Origin of the sequence: Vibrio sp. OPT46 (assembly GCF_015163535.1) — a bacterium.
Lineage (GTDB): Bacteria > Pseudomonadota > Gammaproteobacteria > Enterobacterales > Vibrionaceae > Vibrio > Vibrio alginolyticus.
In genome coordinates, this window is record NZ_JADDYG010000301.1 from 1 (window position 1) to 901 (window position 901).

Sequence of the window (901 nt, forward strand, 5' to 3'; positions counted from 1 at the left end):
ATATTGAGGGACGTAATAGGTAGCCCTAATAATTTGAAAGCCTGAACTTCTTCTTCAGAGAAGTTAAATGGGTTTTGTTCATTCAGAGTCGGAGAACTTTGAGATCTACTCGCATTAGAGGGTCTTTCCATCTGAGAGGAAATTGAGTTTGTATAACCAAATCCACGTATCTTCGCTTGTGCTTCCTTTCTTCTAACCGATTGTTGTTGTTGCCGTTGCATAAAGTACAAATATGCGATGCCAAACAAGGCACTCGTGAAAACACCGAATGTATAACTCGCGGACAAATAATATGTAGCAGCGAAAGAAGTGATGAGTATGGAAGCCAAACCCAATATTTTTTCTTTAATTAGTTCGAACACAATAAGATGTCTAATAGCAAATAATAGCAAATAATAGCATAAATCTATGCCATTTTTGTCTAAAATACAATAGTGAAAGCTGCTAGCATAGGCTTATTATTGAGTCAAATGTTAGTTTCAATTTGCTAGTCTCAGAAGTGATATCGGTTCAATAGACTAATTACTCAACAAATTGTAGAAATATTTGCGTAATGCGACCTACAAATAGGGATATAGCTCACACATATGCAACAAATGATGAAAATTTATTTAAGTTTAACTCTTCATGGGTGAAAATTAGACATAACGGCAGTTAATGTTTAGATACAAGTCACATGATTATTTGCGTCTATTCTCAAAAATAAGAAAGTATTTATGGATAAGAATCATTACAGCGAACTGTTCTCCGACATATTCGCTACAAAACAGAATGAAGGTGGTGCGGCATATTTAATCAATCGGGAGGCTAATCTTGAATTAGTTTCACGGTTAGGTATTAATCATCGTGACGTTAGGCTTAATTCAAAAGAAAGCTATGTTTCAGACCGTAGCGCTAGGCT

General features: G+C 35.4%; 2 protein-coding genes. One reads left to right on the plus strand and one right to left on the minus strand.

The genetic code is table 11. The features are described from left to right. Positions 1 to 362 (minus strand): hypothetical protein (locus IQR33_RS33110; RefSeq protein ID WP_228013895.1); only part of this gene is annotated, 362 nt, incomplete at its 3' end. A gap of 354 nt (positions 363 to 716) precedes the next feature. Between IQR33_RS33110 and IQR33_RS33115 the strand changes: the two genes are divergently transcribed. Further along, positions 717 to 901: hypothetical protein (locus IQR33_RS33115; protein WP_228013896.1), on the plus strand; the 185-nt coding region annotated here is incomplete at its 3' end.